This is a genomic window from Curtobacterium sp. MCLR17_036 (assembly GCF_003234445.2).
Classification (GTDB): Bacteria; Actinomycetota; Actinomycetes; order Actinomycetales; family Microbacteriaceae; genus Curtobacterium.
In genome coordinates, this window is record NZ_CP126269.1 from 2,309,205 (window position 1) to 2,324,782 (window position 15,578).

The 15,578-nt window shown below is 65.6% G+C and carries 9 protein-coding genes, 1 tRNA gene and 3 rRNA genes; all 13 read right to left on the reverse strand.

Annotated features, from left to right (window positions below):
* Positions 1 to 52: 52 nt before the first annotated feature.
* A tRNA-Gln gene (locus tag DEI99_RS10810) sits at positions 53 to 124 on the reverse strand.
* Between the two features lie 44 nt (positions 125 to 168).
* Positions 169 to 1,170, reverse strand: a complete 1,002-nt coding sequence (locus DEI99_RS10815) for an NAD(P)/FAD-dependent oxidoreductase (RefSeq protein ID WP_111042465.1) — start codon at positions 1,168 to 1,170, stop codon at positions 169 to 171.
* Between the two features lie 10 nt (positions 1,171 to 1,180).
* A complete protein-coding gene (gltX, locus tag DEI99_RS10820; protein ID WP_111042464.1) occupies positions 1,181 to 2,668 on the reverse strand; it encodes a glutamate--tRNA ligase in 1,488 nt (495 codons plus the stop codon).
* A 93-nt stretch (positions 2,669 to 2,761) separates the two neighbouring features.
* Positions 2,762 to 2,878, reverse strand: a 5S ribosomal RNA gene (gene rrf, locus DEI99_RS10825).
* Between the two features lie 155 nt (positions 2,879 to 3,033).
* Positions 3,034 to 6,161 (reverse strand): 23S ribosomal RNA (locus tag DEI99_RS10830).
* Positions 6,162 to 6,594: 433 nt separating this feature from the next.
* Positions 6,595 to 8,116: ribosomal RNA gene (locus DEI99_RS10835) — 16S ribosomal RNA — on the reverse strand.
* Together the 16S, 23S and 5S rRNA genes form the textbook arrangement of a ribosomal RNA operon.
* Before the next feature lie 457 nt (positions 8,117 to 8,573).
* A complete protein-coding gene (locus DEI99_RS10840; protein WP_071261851.1) occupies positions 8,574 to 9,344 on the reverse strand; it encodes a fumarylacetoacetate hydrolase family protein in 771 nt (256 codons plus the stop codon).
* A 30-nt stretch (positions 9,345 to 9,374) separates the two neighbouring features.
* Positions 9,375 to 10,490, reverse strand: coding sequence for a branched-chain amino acid aminotransferase (locus tag DEI99_RS10845; protein ID WP_111042864.1), 1,116 nt, complete (start codon positions 10,488 to 10,490; stop codon positions 9,375 to 9,377).
* A gap of 12 nt (positions 10,491 to 10,502) precedes the next feature.
* The gene (locus DEI99_RS10850; protein ID WP_111042865.1) at positions 10,503 to 11,573 is read right to left on the reverse strand and encodes a 3-isopropylmalate dehydrogenase; all 1,071 of its coding nucleotides are present in this window, start codon (positions 11,571 to 11,573) and stop codon (positions 10,503 to 10,505) included.
* A complete protein-coding gene (gene serA, locus DEI99_RS10855) occupies positions 11,573 to 13,162 on the reverse strand; it encodes a phosphoglycerate dehydrogenase (RefSeq protein ID WP_071261842.1) in 1,590 nt (529 codons plus the stop codon). Before serA ends, DEI99_RS10850 begins: the two co-directional genes overlap by 1 nt.
* Positions 13,163 to 13,342: 180 nt before the next feature.
* Positions 13,343 to 13,720 carry a hypothetical protein gene (locus DEI99_RS10860; RefSeq protein WP_146247192.1) on the reverse strand — a complete coding sequence of 126 codons (378 nt, stop codon included), beginning with the start codon at positions 13,718 to 13,720 and terminating at the stop codon, positions 13,343 to 13,345.
* Positions 13,717 to 14,178: a hypothetical protein gene (locus DEI99_RS10865; protein WP_111042867.1), complete on the reverse strand. Its 462-nt coding sequence runs from the start codon at positions 14,176 to 14,178 to the stop codon at positions 13,717 to 13,719. The genes DEI99_RS10860 and DEI99_RS10865 overlap by 4 nt, the downstream gene beginning before the upstream one ends.
* Before the next feature lie 62 nt (positions 14,179 to 14,240).
* Complete coding sequence (locus DEI99_RS10870) at positions 14,241 to 15,431, reverse strand: mannitol-1-phosphate 5-dehydrogenase (protein WP_111042868.1); 1,191 nt, start codon at positions 15,429 to 15,431, stop codon at positions 14,241 to 14,243.
* Between the last annotated feature and the right edge of the window lie 147 nt (positions 15,432 to 15,578).

Consider the following 15,578-nt stretch of genomic DNA (forward strand, 5'->3'; position numbering starts at 1 on the left):
TGCAGAGACGAGAACAGCCCCCGGGAAGATCCCGGGGGCTGTTCGTCGAGTGCTGGGGTACCTGGACTCGAACCAAGAACGACGGTACCAGAAACCGCTGTGTTGCCAATTACACCATACCCCAAGAGGCCCTGCGGCCTCGTGTCCCGTTGTCCGGGGCACGATCAACTACTGTACAGCATCCCGGAGGTCCGTGAGACCACCCACCAGGTCCCGGTGCACGGCGGCGGCCGTCGCGGCACCGTGGCCGGCAGCCACGATGAGCTGTTCCGGCCCCGGAGGCGTCACGTCTCCCACGGCGTAGAGCCCCGGGACCGAGGTCCGACCGACCCGGTCGACGACGAGCAACCCGTCCGCGTCCCGACGGAGCGGCGGGAACGCTCCGGGCGTGTCGTCACGCTCGTCCGGACCGTCCCCGACCTGCAGCCAGTCGAGGTCGGCGTGCCAGGTCGGGCGCACGAAGCCACCGGAGCGGGGTTCCACGTGCCCGTCGGCGAGCCGGACGCCGGTCATGCCGGTCCGGTCGCCCTCCAGGTCCTCGACCCGTCGCTCGTCGACCACGACGCCCGCGGCGGCGAGTCGGGCACGGCCGGCGTCGTCCACCCGGGCGACGCCGTTCGTGTAGACGACCAGGTCGTCCGTCCAGGCCGCGACGAGCAGGGCGCGGTCCACGACGTCGTCGGTCTCGCAGATGAACGCGAGGGGCTCACCGGCCTTGTCGTAGGCGTCGCACTCGACGCAGCTGTGCACGGAGGTGCCGTAGAACGCCCGCAACGTCGGGAGCGCCGGGAACTCCTCGCGGAGCCCCGTTGCCACGACGACGGCGCGCGCCCGTGCGTCGAGCTCGGTCCCCCGCCACGCACCGTGCAGGCGCCACCCCGCGGCGTCGGGCGTGACGAGGTCGACGACGGACTGCACGACCGTGGCCTCGGGGTACCCCTCCACCTCGGTACGGCCGAGCTTGCGGAGCTCGAGCGGCGAGATCCCGTCGCGGGTCAGGAACCCGTGCGACCGCAGCGTGGCCGCGTTCCGGGGTCGGTTGGCGTCGACGAGCAGCACCGTCCGCTTCGCACGGACCAGGTTGAGCGCAGCGCTCAGCCCGGCCGGGCCGGCGCCGATCACCGCGACGTCGTGGACGACCGGCCCGTCCTGCGGTTCGGTGGTGCTCATCGTCAGCGGGTCAGCGGGCCGCGAAGGCGCGGAGCCGCGTCAGGGTCGAGTCCTTGCCGAGGATCTCCATCGACTCGAACAGCGGCGGGCTGATGCGTCGGCCGGACACCGCGACGCGGAGCGGCCCGAAGGCCACCCGCGGCTTCAGTCCGAGCCCGTCGATGAGCGCCGCACGGAGCGCGGCCTCGATCGCCTCGGTCGTCCAGTCCTCGACCTGCTCGAGGGCGGCGGTGCTGGCCGTGACGACCTCGGTGGTGTCGCCCTTCAGCGAGGCGAGCGCGTCGTCCTCGACCACCAGATCGGCGTCGTCGGTGAACAGGAAGCCGAGCATCGCGGGCGCCTCGCCGAGCAGCTGCATGCGCTCCTGCACGAGGGGCGCGGCCTTGGTGAGGACCGCAAGCTGCTCCGGTGTCGCCGGGTCCGAGACGAACTCGGTCAGGTACGGCAGCAGGCGCGACCGGAAGTCGTCGGCGTCGAGCAGACGGATGTGGTCCCCGTTGATCGCCTCGGCCTTCTTGTGGTCGAAGCGGGCCGGGTTCGGGTTGACCTGCGTCACGTCGAACGCGGCGACCATCTCGTCGATCGAGAACACGTCGCGGTCCGGGCCGATCGACCAGCCGAGCAGCGCGAGGTAGTTGACGAGCCCCTCCGGGATCATGCCGGCGGCACGGTGGTGGAACAGGTTCGACTCGGGGTCGCGCTTCGAGAGCTTCTTGTTGCCCTCCCCCATCACGTACGGCAGGTGGCCGAACACCGGGATGGCCGGAGCGATCCCGATCTCGTACAGCGCCTCGTAGAGCGCGATCTGCCGCGGCGTCGACGACAGCAGGTCCTCACCCCGGAGCACGTGCGTGATGCCCATCAGGGCGTCGTCCAGCGGGTTCGTGAACGTGTAGAGCGGCTTGCCGTTCGGCCGCACGACGACGAAGTCCGGGAAGGTCCCCTGCTTGAAGGTGATCTCCCCGCGCACCAGGTCGTCGAAGCTCAGGTCGCGGTCCGGCACACGGAGGCGCAGCGCCGGCTCGCGCCCCTCGTCGCGGAAGGCCTGACGCTCGGCGTCGGTGAGGTCGCGCTCGTGGTTGTCGTAGCCCTGCTTCGGGTCGCGGCCGGCCGCACGGTTGCGGGCTTCCATCTCGTCCGGGGTCACGTAGGACTCGTAGACGTGCCCGGAGGCCTTGAGCTGTTCGATCACGTCGTCGTAGATCGCCGTGCGCTCGGACTGCCGGTACGGGCCGTGCTCGCCGCCGGCGTCCACGCCCTCGTCCCAGTCGAGCCGCAGCCAGCGCAGCGCGTCGAGGATCTGCGCGTACGACTCCTCGCTGTCACGGGCGGCGTCGGTGTCCTCGATGCGGAAGACGAGCTTGCCGCCCGTGTGGCGCGCGTACGCCCAGTTGAAGAGCGCCGTGCGGATGAGCCCGACGTGCGGGGTCCCCGTCGGGCTCGGGCAGAAGCGGACGCGGATGTCGGAGCCGGAGGCAGTGGTGAATGGCGCAGTCATGACCCGCCGATCCTACCGTGGCCTCCAGGCTCCGGGATCGCAGAAAACCCCTGACCACGAATGGTCAGGGGTTCCCTGGTCTTACTGAGTTAAGTCCGGCGGCGTCCTACTCTCCCACAAGGTCCCCCTTGCAGTACCATCGGCGCTGAGAGGCTTAGCTTCCGGGTTCGGAATGTGACCGGGCGTTTCCCTCTCGCTATGACCACCGGAACACCTTCGACCAGATCATACTTGGTCTCAAAGCTGTCCCGACTGCCGTCACCCGAAGGTGACAGAGCGGTGTATTCAGTTTCGATTCCCGATCGTCTGTCGGGAACCACAAAGTGGACGCGAGCCCCACACCCGAAGGTGTGGGAAATAATTGTGTTGTCAAGTCTTCGGCTTATTAGTACCGGTCAGCTCCACGGGTCGTTAGTCCCCGCTTCCACATCCGGCCTATCAACCCAGTAGTCTGCTGGGAGCCTCTCACACTCAAGGTGCATGGAAATCTCATCTCGAAGACGGCTTCCCGCTTAGATGCTTTCAGCGGTTATCCGGTCCGAACGTAGCTAATCAGCGGTGCCCTTGGCAGAACAACTGACACACCAGAGGTTCGTCCATCCCGGTCCTCTCGTACTAGGGATAGATCTTCTCAAATTTCCAACGCGCGCAGCGGATAGGGACCGAACTGTCTCACGACGTTCTAAACCCAGCTCGCGTACCGCTTTAATGGGCGAACAGCCCAACCCTTGGGACCTACTCCAGCCCCAGGATGCGACGAGCCGACATCGAGGTGCCAAACCATGCCGTCGATATGGACTCTTGGGCAAGATCAGCCTGTTATCCCCGAGGTACCTTTTATCCGTTGAGCGACAGCGCTTCCACAAGCCACTGCCGGATCACTAGTCCCGACTTTCGTCCCTGCTCGACCTGTCAGTCTCACAGTCAAGCTCCCTTGTGCACTTACACTCGCCACCTGATTGCCAACCAGGTTGAGGGAACCTTTGGGCGCCTCCGTTACTCTTTGGGAGGCAACCGCCCCAGTTAAACTACCCATCAGGCACTGTCCATGAACCCGATCAGGGTCCTACGTTAGACATCCAAAGTGACCAGAGTGGTATTTCAACAATGACTCCACGAACACTAGCGTGCCCGCTTCACAGTCTCCCACCTATCCTACACAAGCCACTCCGAACACCAATACCAAACTGTAGTAAAGGTCACGGGGTCTTTCCGTCCTGCTGCGCGTAACGAGCATCTTTACTCGTAGTGCAATTTCGCCGAGTTCGCGGTTGAGACAGCTGGGAAGTCGTTACGCCATTCGTGCAGGTCGGAACTTACCCGACAAGGAATTTCGCTACCTTAGGATGGTTATAGTTACCACCGCCGTTTACTGGGGCTTAAATTCAGAGCTTCGCCGTGAGGCTAACCCTTCCTCTTAACCTTCCAGCACCGGGCAGGCGTCAGTCCGTATACATCGTCTTGCGACTTCGCACGGACCTGTGTTTTTAGTAAACAGTCGCTTCCCACTGGTCTCTGCGGCCTTCAACGCTCACGGAGTAAATCCGGTCACGCGTCCGGCCCCCCTTCTCCCGAAGTTACGGGGGCATTTTGCCGAGTTCCTTAACCACGATTCTCTCGATCTCCTTGGTATTCTCTACCTGACCACCTGAGTCGGTTTCGGGTACGGGCGGCTGCAACCTCGCGTCGATGCTTTTCTCGGCAGCATAGGATCACTGATTTCCCCTTACGGGTACGCGTCGGATCTCAGGCATACAGACGACGGATTTGCCTATCGTCAGCCCTACATCCTTACACCAGGTTCACCTTACGGATACCATCGCCTGGCTCAGCTACCTTCCTGCGTCACACCTGTTCATACGCTAACCGCACCAGCATGGGGTCGAGCGTTAGACCGGACACCATCACCCCGAAGGGATCCGGATGCACCGGGTTAGGACTCTTAGCACCACTGGATTAGCTTGGGCGGTTGTTCGCCGGTACGGGAATATCAACCCGTTGTCCATCGACTACGCCTGTCGGCCTCGCCTTAGGTCCCGACTTACCCAGGGCGGATTAACCTGGCCCTGGAACCCTTGGTCTTTCGGAGGACGGGTTTCTCACCCGTCTTTCGCTACTCATGCCTGCATTCTCACTCGTGTAGCGTCCACGGCTGGATCACTCCGCCGCTTCACTCGCCACACGACGCTCTCCTACCACTCCGCACGACTGAACCACGAAGGCTTGTCTATAGTGCGAAATCTACAACTTCGGTGGTGTGCTTGAGCCCCGTTACATTGTCGGCGCGGAATCACTTGACCAGTGAGCTATTACGCACTCTTTCAAGGGTGGCTGCTTCTAAGCCAACCTCCTGGTTGTCTATGCAACTCCACATCCTTTCCCACTTAGCACACGCTTAGGGACCTTAGTTGGTAGTCTGGGTTGTTTCCCTCTCGACGATGAAGCTTATCCCCCACCGTCTCACTGCTGCGCTCTCACTCACCGGCATTCGGAGTTTGGCTGACGTCAGTAACCTGTTGAGGCCCATCGGCCATCCAGTAGCTCTACCTCCGGCGAGAAACACGCAACGCTGCACCTAAATGCATTTCGGAGAGAACCAGCTATCACGAAGTTTGATTGGCCTTTCACCCCTATCCACAGCTCATCCCCTCCATTTTCAACTGAAGTGGGTTCGGTCCTCCACGACGTCTTACCGTCGCTTCAACCTGGCCATGGATAGATCACTTCGCTTCGGGTCTAGAACATGCGACTCAAACGCCCTATTCAGACTCGCTTTCGCTACGGCTGCCCCTCACGGGTTAACCTCGCCACATATCACTAACTCGCAGGCTCATTCTTCAAAAGGCACGCCGTCACCCCTACAAGGAGGCTCCGACGGTTTGTAAGCAAACGGTTTCAGGTACTATTTCACTCCCCTCCCGGGGTACTTTTCACCTTTCCCTCACGGTACTTGTCCGCTATCGGTCATCTGGGAGTATTTAGGCTTATCAGGTGGTCCTGACAGATTCACACGGGATTTCTCGGGCCCCGTGCTACTTGGGATACACATCCGGCCATAACACCATTTCGTCTACGGGGCTGGCACCCACTACGGCCCGGCTTTCAAACCGGTTCGACTATGATGCGCTGTAACCGCCCCAGTCCGGCAGAACTGAGCGACGTGTCCCACAACCCCGACCATGCAACGCCCGCCGGCTATCACACATGATCGGTTTAGCCTCATCCGCTTTCGCTCGCCACTACTCACGGAATCACATGTTGTTTTCTCTTCCTGTGGGTACTGAGATGTTTCACTTCCCCACGTTCCCTCTACCCGCCCTATATATTCAGGCGGGAGTCACCAGGTCACAAAAGCGCCTGGCGGGGTTTCCCCATTCGGAAATCCTCGGCTCACAGCTCGATTATCAGCTCCCCGAGGCTTATCGCAGATTTCTACGTCCTTCTTCGGCTCCAGATGCCAAGGCATCCACCGTTTGCTCTTAGAAACTTGACCACAAAGATTAAAATTGCGATCGACTCGAACAACAACTCCACCCGAAGGCTTCATCATCGTCACGAGCGATCTAAGATGCTCGCGTCCACTGTGTAGTTCTCAACATACGATCGGCACCAGCACTCCCCCACCCTACGGTGGACTCATCCTGGCCCGACGAAGAACCAGCAACCAGCAAGCGAGAACCTCGCCACCAGTCACGGCTCAACCCCCGACCACACTCGGCCGGGAAGCCTGGTCCCTCAGGACCCAACAACGTGCACCAGCCAGCAGCTCCACCCCGACCCGTTCCCACCCTGCAAGCAAGGTGTACTAAGACCGGAAGCATCACTCCCGACTGCACTGTCAATGTTCCACCCATGAGCTACCCGTCGGACACGTTCGGTCCGAATCGGGCGCCTGGACACCCCAAGAGGTGCCAGATGCTCCTTAGAAAGGAGGTGATCCAGCCGCACCTTCCGGTACGGCTACCTTGTTACGACTTAGTCCTAATCACCGATCCCACCTTCGACGGCTCCTTCCACAAGGGTTAGGCCACCGGCTTCGGGTGTTACCGACTTTCATGACTTGACGGGCGGTGTGTACAAGGCCCGGGAACGTATTCACCGCAGCGTTGCTGATCTGCGATTACTAGCGACTCCGACTTCATGAGGTCGAGTTGCAGACCTCAATCCGAACTGAGACCGGCTTTTTGGGATTCGCTCCACCTTACGGTATCGCAGCCCTTTGTACCGGCCATTGTAGCATGCGTGAAGCCCAAGACATAAGGGGCATGATGATTTGACGTCATCCCCACCTTCCTCCGAGTTGACCCCGGCAGTCTCCTATGAGTCCCCGGCATAACCCGCTGGCAACATAGAACGAGGGTTGCGCTCGTTGCGGGACTTAACCCAACATCTCACGACACGAGCTGACGACAACCATGCACCACCTGTACACCGACCACAAGGGGGCGACCATCTCTGGCCGTTTCCGGTGTATGTCAAGCCTTGGTAAGGTTCTTCGCGTTGCATCGAATTAATCCGCATGCTCCGCCGCTTGTGCGGGCCCCCGTCAATTCCTTTGAGTTTTAGCCTTGCGGCCGTACTCCCCAGGCGGGGCGCTTAATGCGTTAGCTACGACACAGAAACCGTGGAAAGGTCCCTACATCTAGCGCCCAACGTTTACGGCATGGACTACCAGGGTATCTAATCCTGTTCGCTCCCCATGCTTTCGCTCCTCAGCGTCAGTTACGGCCCAGAGATCTGCCTTCGCCATCGGTGTTCCTCCTGATATCTGCGCATTCCACCGCTACACCAGGAATTCCAATCTCCCCTACCGCACTCTAGTCTGCCCGTACCCACTGCAAGCCCGAGGTTGAGCCTCGGGATTTCACAGCAGACGCGACAAACCGCCTACGAGCTCTTTACGCCCAATAATTCCGGACAACGCTTGCACCCTACGTATTACCGCGGCTGCTGGCACGTAGTTAGCCGGTGCTTTTTCTGCAGGTACCGTCACTTTCGCTTCTTCCCTACTAAAAGAGGTTTACAACCCGAAGGCCGTCATCCCTCACGCGGCGTTGCTGCATCAGGCTTTCGCCCATTGTGCAATATTCCCCACTGCTGCCTCCCGTAGGAGTCTGGGCCGTGTCTCAGTCCCAGTGTGGCCGGTCACCCTCTCAGGCCGGCTACCCGTCGTCGCCTTGGTGAGCCATTACCTCACCAACAAGCTGATAGGCCGCGAGTCCATCCCCAACCAAAAAATCTTTCCACCACCAGACCATGCGGCCGGTGATCGTATCCAGTATTAGACGTCGTTTCCAACGCTTATCCCAGAGTCAGGGGCAGGTTACTCACGTGTTACTCACCCGTTCGCCACTAATCACAGGAGCAAGCTCCTGATCATCGTTCGACTTGCATGTGTTAAGCACGCCGCCAGCGTTCGTCCTGAGCCAGGATCAAACTCTCCGTAAAAAAATACAACCAACACCCGAGGCGTCAGCGAGTTGATTCTGACTGTCGACTGTCTACTGACAATCTTCAATCCAAAAGGAATTGCATCATGACCCGGTCAGCAAGCCGACCAGGCACGAGGTCAATCAATAAATTGGCATTGACAATGTGCACGCTGTTGAGTTCTCAAGGACCAGACGCACTCCCCGCTCGGTCCCACATGGAGACTCCGCCAGAGAGGCTTCGGTTTCGTTGCCCGGGGAAGAACCGTGGCGGACAAGATCTCCGGGTGTTGACCCGGTGACCGTCTCGGCCGTTCCGTTCTCCGCCTCAGCGGCAACGAGTGATTACTCTACGCAGAGGTGAACGGCTGCGCCAAGCCAGCCCACATCCCGGGCGTGTCGTGCCGACGGGGCATCCGGCACGAACGCCGACGGCCCGCTCCCCTGCTGGGGAACGGGCCGTCTCGGAGCGTGCGTCAGTGCCGCGCGATCACCGGGTTCTTCAGCGAACCGATGCCGGAGATCGTGACCTCCACCACCTCGCCGTCGCGGATCTGTCCGACGCCGGCGGGTGTCCCGGTCAGGATCACGTCGCCGGGCAGGAGCGTCCAGATCGACGAGACGAACTCGACGAGCGACGGGATGTCGTGCACCATCTCGTTCGTCGAGGCCGCCTGACGCAGGTCGCCGTCGACGCGGGTCTCGATCCGGATGTCCGAAGGGTCGATCTCGGTCTCGATCACCGGGCCGAGCGGGCAGAACGTGTCGAAGCCCTTCGCCCGGGTCCACTGGCCGTCGCGCGCCTGCAGGTCACGGGCGGTGACGTCGTTCGCGATGGTGTACCCGAGGATCACGCTCGCGAAGTCCTCGCGGCGGACGTTCTTGGCGAGCGAGCCGATCACGATGGCGAGTTCGCCCTCGTGGTCGACGCGGCCGACGTCGGCGGGGAGCCGGATCGGTTCCTCGGGACCGATCACCGACGTGTTCGGCTTGAGGAAGACGACGGGGTCGTCGCTCGCGCGCTCGTCCATCTCGGACGCGTGCTCCGAGTAGTTGAGCCCGACACCGACGACCTTCGACCGCGGGATCACCGGGGCGAGGAGCTTGGCGTCCGCCAGGGCGACGCGCTCCCCCGTGGTCTCGAAGCCCTGGTACATCGGGTCCCCCGCGAGCACCACCAGGTGCCGCTCGTCGAGGATGCCGTACCGGGGGTCTTCACCCTTGCTGCTGAACCGTGCGATCTTCACCGTTCGACCCTACCCACGCTCGCCGGTCGATCAGGACGCGTCGGTCAGCTTCGTCATCCACCCGTGCGGGTCGGGACGACGGCCGTACTGGATGTCGGTGAGCTCGTCGCGCAGGGACATCGTCAGCTCCCCCGCGCCCACGGTCGGCGACCCGATCGTGAACCCGTCGCCGCGCAGCTCGGCGATCGGTGTGACGACAGCGGCCGTACCGCAGGCGAAGGCCTCGGTGATCGAGCCGTCGGCGACACCGTCGCGCCACTCGTCGAGGGTCACCCGACGACGCTCGACGCGCAGTCCCCGGTCCTCCGCCAGCTGCAGGATCGAGTCGCGGGTGATGCCCTCGAGGATCGAGTCGGAGTCCGGTGTGACGAGGGTGCCGTCGGCCTTCACCAGGACGACGTTCATGCCGCCGAGCTCCTCGAGGTACTTGCCCTCCACCGAGTCGAGGAACATCACCTGCTGGCAGCCGTGCTCGTAGGCCTCCTGCTGGGGCAGCAGCGAGGACGCGTAGTTGCCACCGGTCTTCGCCGCACCGGTGCCGCCCTTGCCGGCGCGGGCGTACTGGGTCGACAGCCAGATCGACACGGGCTTCGGTCCCGACGTGAAGTAGGCGCCGGCCGGGCTCGCGATGCAGTGGTACGCCACCGCCTGTGCGGCCCGCACCCCCAGGAAGGACTCGGTGGCGATCATGAACGGCCGCAGGTACAGGCTGGTCTCGGGCGCCGACGGCACCCAGTCGACGTCGGCGCGCACGAGCTGCCGGATCGACTCGACGAAGGCGTCGACCGGCAGTTCCGGCAGTGCCAGGCGTCGGGCCGACCGCTGGAAGCGACGGGCGTTGGCGTCCGGGCGGAACGTCCACACCGAGCCGTCCTGGTGGCGGTAGGCCTTCAGCCCCTCGAAGATCTCCTGCGCGTAGTGCAGCACGCTCGCGCTCGGGTCGAGGGTGAGCGGTCCGTACGGGTGGATCGACGCGTCGTGCCAGCCGTCGTCGAGGGTCCACCGCACGGTCGCCATGTGGTCGGTGAAGTGCTTGCCGAAGCCCGGGTCCGCGAGGATCTCCTCGCGCTCGGCGGCCGCACGACGGTCGGCGGAGGGGGTGGTGGCGAACGTGGGCCCGAACTCGGCGTCGGTGTCGGTGCTCATGGGGACTCCTTGTCAGGCTGAGGTGGTGCGGGCCGTGGCGGCCGCGGCGATCGCGTCGCCGATCTCGGCGGTGCTCCGCTGCGTCGTGCCGCGCTCGGCGAGGTCCTGCTCGACCGCTGCCGTGACGGCGGCGGCCAGGTCGCTCCGACCGATGTGGTCGAGCAGCAGGGCGACGGACAGCACGGCGGCCGTGGGGTCGGCGAGCTGCTGGCCCGCGATGTCCGGGGCGGAGCCGTGCACCGGCTCGAACATGCTCGGGAAGGTGCGGTCGGGGTTGATGTTCCCCGAGGCCGCCAGACCGATGCCGCCGCTGATCGCGCCGGCGAGGTCGGTGATGATGTCGCCGAACAGGTTGTCGGTGACGATCACGTCGAAGCGCGCGGGGTCGCGGACCATGTGGATGGTGACCGCGTCGACGTGCTGGTAGTCCACGGTGACGTCGGGGTACTCGGCACCGACCGCCGCGACGGTCCGCTGCCAGAGCGCTCCGGCGTGCACGAGGACGTTGCTCTTGTGCACGAGGGTCAGGTGCCGCCGCGGGCGGCGGTCCGCCAGGTCGAACGCGTACCGGACGACCCGTTCGACGCCGAACGCCGTGTTGAGCGAGACCTCGGTCGCGATCTCCTGCGGCGTCCCCGCGCGGATGACGCCGCCGTTGCCGACGTACGGCCCCTCGGTGCCCTCGCGCACGACCACGAAGTCGACCTCGCCGGGCGCCGCGAGCGGGGTCGCGACGGCGTCGCGGACCTTCGTCGGCCGCAGGTTGACGTGGTGGTCGAAGGCGAAGCGCAGTTTGAGGAGCAGCCCGCGTTCGATGATCCCGCCGGCGAGACGGGGGTCACGCGGGTCGCCGCCGACCGCGCCGAGCAGGATCGCGTCGTGCGTGGCGAGGGCGGCCATGTCGTCCTCGGTGAGGACGTCGCCGGTCTCGAGGTACCGGGTCGCCCCGAGGGCGAACGGGGTCTCCTCGACGACGAGGTCGGCCGGGACCACGGCGTGCAGGACCTTCAGCGCCTCGTCGACGACCTCCGGACCGATGCCGTCACCGCGGATCACCGCGAGCTTGAGCGTGCGCGTCTCCATCAGAGCGTGATGTCGATCTCGCGGAGCGAGGACGCGTCGATCGCCCGGCCCACGTGCTCGAGGATCTCGGTCGGCACCGGGGAGTCCACGGTCAGGACGCTGAGCGCCTGGCCGCCGGCCTCGCGACGCGAGATCTGCATCGCCGCGATGTTGATCCCGGCGTCGCCGAACTCCTTGCCGTAGACGGCCACGATGCCGGGACGGTCCGTGTAGACCATCACGACGTGGTGCTGGCCGAGGGCGACCTCGACGTCGTGCCCGTTGATCTCGATGAGCTTCTCGACCTGCTTCGGCCCGGTGAGCGTGCCGGAGACGCTGATCGCCGGGCCGTCGGACTGTGCGCCGCGGATCGTCAGCACGTTGCGGTACTCGGGGCTGTCGGTGTCGCTGATGAGCCGCACCGTGACGCCGCGCTGCTCGGCGATGAGCGGCGCGTTGACGTAGGACACCTGGTCGCTGACGACGTCGGTGAACACGCCCTTGAGCGCCGCGAGCTTCAGCACGCTGACGTCGTACTGGCCGAGTTCGCCGTGGACCTCGACGTCGATGCTCGTGACGGGCGACGTGGCGAGGGCGGTGAACACCTGCCCGAGCTTCTCGACGAGCGGGATGCCGGGACGCACGTACGGGTCGATGACCCCGCCGGCGACGTTGACGGCGTCGGGCACGAGCTCGCCGCCGAGCGCGAGGCGAACGGACTTGGCGACCGAGACGCCCGCCTTCTCCTGCGCCTCGTCGGTCGAGGCGCCGAGGTGCGGCGTGACGACCACGTTCGGCAGCGACAGGAGCGGCGAGTCGGTCGGCGGCTCGGACACGAAGACGTCGAGACCGGCCCCGGCGATGGTGTTCGCGGTGAGGGCGCGGTGCAGGGCGTCCTCGTCGATGAGCCCGCCGCGGGCGACGTTCACCACGAAGGCGGTCGGCTTCATGAGCGCGAACTGCTCGTCCGAGATCATGCCGATCGTCTCCGGCGTCTTCGGCATGTGGATCGTCGTGAAGTCCGCGCGGCGCAGCAGGTCCTCGAGGGAGACGAGCTCGACCCCGAGCTGCTGGGCACGGGTCGTGGTGACGTAGGGGTCGTACGCGATGACCGACACCCCGAAGGCCTGCAGACGCTGCGTGATGAGCGCGCCGATGCGGCCGAGGCCGATGATGCCGACGGTCTTCTCGTACAGCTCGACGCCGGTGTACGACGAGCGCTTCCAGGCACCGGCGGCCAGCGACGCGTGCGCCGCGGGGATGTGGCGCGCGAGCGACAGGATGTGGCCGACGGTGAGCTCGGCCGCCGAGATGATGTTCGACGTCGGCGCGTTCACCACCATCACGCCGGCGGTGGTCGCCGCCTTGATGTCGACGTTGTCCAGCCCGACGCCGGCGCGGGCGACGACCTTGAGCCCCGGCGCGGCGGCGATCGCCTCGGCGTCGACCTTGGTGGCGGAACGCACCAGCACGGCATCCGCGTCAGCGAGCGCTGACAGGAGCGCGGATCGGTCGGTGCCGTCCACGTTCCGGATCTCGAAGTCGGGCCCGAGGGCGTCGACCGTGGCGGGCGAGAGTTCTTCGGCGATCAGGACGACCGGCTTCGACACAGCTGCTGTTTCCTCACACGAGACGGGTGGTATCCCACCATGCTATCGACGCGACGGGTCCGTGACGACCGTCCCGCTGGTCGGGTGGTGGCGCCGGACGGACGGGAGGCCCGTGGCGGGGTCGCCACGGGCCTCCCGTCCGTCGTGCGGTCACGCGGACCGATCGCTCGGACCGATCGCTCAGCCGCCGATTCGCAGCGTGCTCGCGACGTACTGCAGCAGGGTGAACCAGAGCGCGGAGACGGCGCAGCCGGCGGCGAGGAAGACGACGACCGTGCGGAGCACGTCCATCCGCCGCGACACCAGCCAGGCGACGACGAAGGCCACGGGCGCGATGGCGACGTCCACGACCAGTGCCGGCCACGGCACGGCCGTCTGCAGGGTGGTCCCGCCGTTGCTCGCCGCGAACTCGTTGAAGGCGGTGACGTTGCGCGAGACGCCGACCAGGTTGCCGACCGCCTGCCAGGTGACGTAGGCCAGGGCGACGGCCGCGACGACCCACACGACGACCTTGCCGATCGTGACGACCCGGGCGCGTTCCACCGGTGTCGCGCTCACCCGAAGCTCCGCGTCATGATGAAGGGCCACGGGATGAGGACGACCGCGCCGACGACGAGCCACGTGAACCGCGTGCGGTCACGGTGCCCCTGGCAGAGCCAGAGCGTCGCGGCGAACCAGAGCGCGGGGGCCATGATCGCGAGCACGCGCATGGTCTCGGACGCGACGCCCGCGAGGCCGGTGCCGCTGACCGTCAGCAGGCTCGCGCTGACGAGCCAGGCCACCGTGTAGAGCAGGTACAGCCCGCCGAGGACGCCCATGCCGACGAGCGCGCCCGAGCCGGTCGGCGCCTCGGGGTCGTGGGAGGCGCGGTCCTTCACGCGGACCGGGTTGTGCGCCGCGTCGACGTGGGTGGCGTCGTCCGCGTCGCCCCAGCTGAGCGCGTCGTCGTCGTGGTCGACGGCGTTCGGCGCGTCCGGGTCGGTCGACCCGTCTGGTGGGGATGCTGCCGTGGTCATGCCTCCGATCCTACGAGGGACCGGCGACGGACGGGACCACCCGGGCCCCGGACCGGGTGCGCTCAGGCGTCGGCGGGCTGCGTCTCGAGGACGCTCGCGACGACGTCGCGCACGGCCGGGAAGAGCGGGTGGCTCTCCATCAGGCCGGTGAGGATCTCGGTGAGGGCGTGCGCCGTCGCCCCGGAACGCAGCAGCGCGTGGAGCTCGATCGACTCGGGGTCGTTCTCGTCGTCGAAGGCGAGCGCGGCACGGACCGAGCCGAGCAGGTGGTCGACGGGCAGGCCGCGCTCGGCGAGCTGGGAGGCCGGACCGATGAAGCGCTCCCGTCGACCGAGCTTGCGGAGGGGGTTGCGTCCGACGCGCGCCGTGGTGTCCGGCAGGAGCGGGTTCGCGATCCGCGAGAGGTTCGCCGCGACGTACCGGGCGTGGTCCTCGGGGTCGAAGCCGTGCTTGGCGACGAGGAGCGCGGTGGTCTCGGCGAGCACCCCGTCGACCTCGGCGCGCACCGCGGAGTCCTCGAGGGCCTCGCGGATGAGGCGGATGCCCCGGACGTAGCCGTGGTAGGCCGCCGTCGCGTGCGCGGTGTTCACCGTGTAGAGCTTGCGCTCGACGAAGGGCTGCAGGTCGTCGACCCAGGTCACGCCCTCGATCGCCGGCGGTTCGGAGTCCGAGCCGCGGAACGGGGTGCGCTCGATGACCCACTCGTAGAAGGGCTCGAGCACGACGTCGAGGCCGCCGGACTGTCCGAGCACACCGGACTGGTCGGGGACGATGCGGTCGATCGCGCAGTTCGCGAACACGGCCGCGACGACGCGGTCCTCGAGGATGGGGGCGCGGCGGATGCTCGCGTGCAGCGAGTCGGTGGCGTTGAACGCGTTCTCGCAGGCGACGACCGTGACGTCACCGCGCTCGGCCGGGCGGGCGGCGAGCCCCTCGGCGATGAGCGGCGCGACGAGCGGCAGGGTGCGTGCGCCGACCGCCGTGGTGACGACGTCGGCCTCGGCGATGGCCTGGACCACGCGCTCGCGGTCGGTCTTGCTGTTCAGCGCCCGGAAGCCGTACACGAGGTGCTCGACCGGCAGCTCGCCGACCTCGTGCACCACGAATCGCCCGGCCTCGTTCAGCGCGGAGACCACGCGCTCGTCGACGTCGACGAAGGTGAGCTCGTAGCCGCTCGCCACGAGGAACTGGCCCACGAACCCGCGCCCGATCTTGCCGGCGCCGATGTGGACCGCTCGCTTCGTCACCGCCATCCGACGATCATCCCATGCTGTCGGGGGCGCCCCGGACCGCGGCCGCGCTGAGCGGCCGTCGGCCGTCGGTGATCGTCGCCGAGCGCGGCGAGGACGGGCCGGTGCACGGCGTGGTTGTGGGCAAGAGGGAGATGCATAACGTTCGGG

What these genes read in the sequence shown, in the direction of transcription:
- DEI99_RS10815 (WP_111042465.1), bottom strand. Translation starts at nt 1,170, where the DNA reads ATGAGCACCACCGAACCGCAGGACGGGCCGGTCGTCCACGACGTCGCG.
- gltX (WP_111042464.1), bottom strand. Translation starts at nt 2,668, where the DNA reads ATGACTGCGCCATTCACCACTGCCTCCGGCTCCGACATCCGCGTCCGC.
- DEI99_RS10845 (WP_111042864.1), bottom strand. Translation starts at nt 10,490, where the DNA reads ATGAGCACCGACACCGACGCCGAGTTCGGGCCCACGTTCGCCACCACC.
- DEI99_RS10850 (WP_111042865.1), bottom strand. Translation starts at nt 11,573, where the DNA reads ATGGAGACGCGCACGCTCAAGCTCGCGGTGATCCGCGGTGACGGCATC.
- DEI99_RS10865 (WP_111042867.1), bottom strand. Translation starts at nt 14,178, where the DNA reads ATGACCACGGCAGCATCCCCACCAGACGGGTCGACCGACCCGGACGCG.
- DEI99_RS10870 (WP_111042868.1), bottom strand. Translation starts at nt 15,431, where the DNA reads ATGGCGGTGACGAAGCGAGCGGTCCACATCGGCGCCGGCAAGATCGGG.